Source organism: Planctomonas deserti, assembly GCF_003067705.1.
GTDB classification, from domain to species: Bacteria; Actinomycetota; Actinomycetes; order Actinomycetales; family Microbacteriaceae; genus Planctomonas; species Planctomonas deserti.
On sequence record NZ_QANL01000109.1, the window covers coordinates 1 to 606 of the forward strand.

The window sequence follows — 606 nt, forward strand, 5'->3', positions numbered from 1 at the left end:
TGGCATGGACGGCGCAAAGGTCCAGCTGCATGAGCTCGCAGCACGCATGCAGGCGATCCTGGCCGGATACGGCGAAGAGGCCGATGCACTGCGTGCGCTGGCGACGCTGGCGGTCGAACGCGATCATTGATCGCTGCGCGCTCGTCGGGCACCGCCCGCAGCTCCCTGCACATGAAAACGCCCGGCAATGCCGGGCGTTTTCAGTTCCGCATGCAGCCGGTCTTACTTGATCAGGCGCAGGGTGAACGGGTAGCGGTAGGCTTCGCCGTTGTTGGACTTCACTGCAGCAATAATGCAGAACACCAGGTTGATGACGCCGACGATCGGGGCCAGGATGCCGCCGATGATCACGATCATCAGGATGATGCTGATGACCATGGCGATGGTCACGGTGATCTGGAAGTTCAGGGCTTCCTTGGCCTGGTCGGTCACGAAGGCCTTGCTGGCGTCATCCTTGTTGATCAGCCAGATGATCAGCGCGCCGATGAAGCCGGTGAAGATGCCCAGCAGGTGCGCAGCCAGCGCCATGGTGCGCTGGTCGGCCGGGGCATCGGTGGTTGCCGGCGGCGGCGGGACGTTATCGAATTCGCTCACGACAAAACTCCT

The 606-nt window shown here is 62.4% G+C and carries 1 protein-coding gene; it reads right to left on the reverse strand.

Annotated features, from left to right (window positions below):
• Nucleotides 1-222: 222 nt before the first annotated feature.
• Nucleotides 223-606, reverse strand: a 384-nt coding sequence (locus DAI20_RS19795) for a DUF4870 domain-containing protein (protein ID WP_205781519.1), incomplete at its 5' end; no start/stop codon positions are given.